The 1,460-nt window shown below is 50.1% G+C and carries 2 protein-coding genes; both read right to left on the reverse strand.

Annotated elements, in window-relative coordinates; all coding sequences use genetic code 11:
- Positions 1-424: 424 nt before the first annotated feature.
- Positions 425-691, reverse strand: a complete 267-nt coding sequence (locus AC2VLY_RS05660; protein ID WP_193650883.1) for a hypothetical protein — start codon at positions 689-691, stop codon at positions 425-427.
- 57 nt (positions 692-748) lie between these two features.
- Positions 749-1,141, reverse strand: coding sequence for a hypothetical protein (locus AC2VLY_RS05665; RefSeq protein WP_193650834.1), 393 nt, complete (start codon positions 1,139-1,141; stop codon positions 749-751).
- Positions 1,142-1,460: the final 319 nt, after the last annotated feature.

Raw genomic sequence — 1,460 nt, forward strand, 5'->3', positions numbered from 1 at the left:
TCCAGTTGACCCAATGGTCCGGCACAGAATTTGAGGGGATTCGGCAAAGATAATGGACTGGCGTCCGCCACACTGGCGACCAATGGCAGCCCCATCAGCATGCTGGCGAGAATTGAACGACGTAAAAATGAATAGCGATTTTTAGTGCTGTAGTGCGACATGTTGACTCCTTGGTTTGTATGAAAAAAATCAAGCCTGTTGTCAAAAAGCAAAATGCATGCCCACACAATAATTTTATTCATGGCTTTGATTTGTAGTATTTTTTTATATTTAAAATTATAACCCCCAAGAAAATTATAAGCCTGTTATGCACCACTTTGGTGCCCAACGCATTAAATTGGTGCGACAGTAAATTGCGCCCACAAAAAACCCCGGCATAAATGATGTCGGGGTTTGAGTACATAACGTCGGGGAAGTTTTCTGGTTAATTCCCGTTTAAGGTTCTTTCAATATTGGGCAGCGCCGCACCAACTCCGGCACCCACCGCACCACCCACGGCTGCACCCACCGCAGGATTGCCGGCAACAACCGTGCCCAACACGGCCCCTCCGGCAGCACCAATAGCACCACCACTGAGTGCCCGTTGGCCGGTGGGGCTCATGTTTGCACAACCACTCAGTGCAACCACACACAATGCGACCAACAACCATCCACTTTTTCTGGAGCCGCGCTCCAAAACCTCAGCATTCATTTTCACTCAACTTACTCCTGTATTTTTCTGGCTCAGTGAACCACTGGGCAGATGAAACTAATGTCTCCAGCCATCATGATCATCATCATGCCGCCAACGACCCGCCCACGGCGGTGGACCGTGATGCTCCCAAGGGCGGGGCCGGTAATAGCGAATGGGCGCTGGCTGCACATAGTACCCGGGCAACTGATAACGCACGGGCGGGGGTGGCGGCGCTGGAACATAATACACACGGCGCGGTGGCGGCGCGTAATATACTGGCGGAGGCGCGTAAACAGGTGCGGCATAATAACCGGGGTTATTCCCTAAAAACACGCTTAAACCAGGAACAGCAACGCCCAGGGACAAATCACCATCCGCCCAGGCAGGGCTGCTCAATCCGGCAAATATGCCTACAAATGCCACAAGTTGCGGTAAACGATGAAGGGGGTGCGTCCATATCTTTATCATGTGGCCTCCTTGAGCCGTCAGGCTCATCAAGATATATACGTTTGCAGATAAGCATGGAGATTCCCGAGAGCTATCTGACTAACCCATCACAACAGCAAGAAGCTTGCCAGCCCAGCACCTATATTTTTCAATCGGTTAAAAATACCCCCTGTAGCCAAACAACCACAGTAATGTACCTTAAATCGGAAACTGCTGGTTTTTTATCACGTTGCCTTGTCGCCTAAAGCTTCTTCAGGGCAATGTGTACACTGGGATCCTGTAAAACAAGCCACACCATCATGCCCAACCATAAAATCGCGGTCTACATTGAACGACAGAT

The organism is Acidithiobacillus sp. TH-A36 (genome assembly GCF_057473445.1).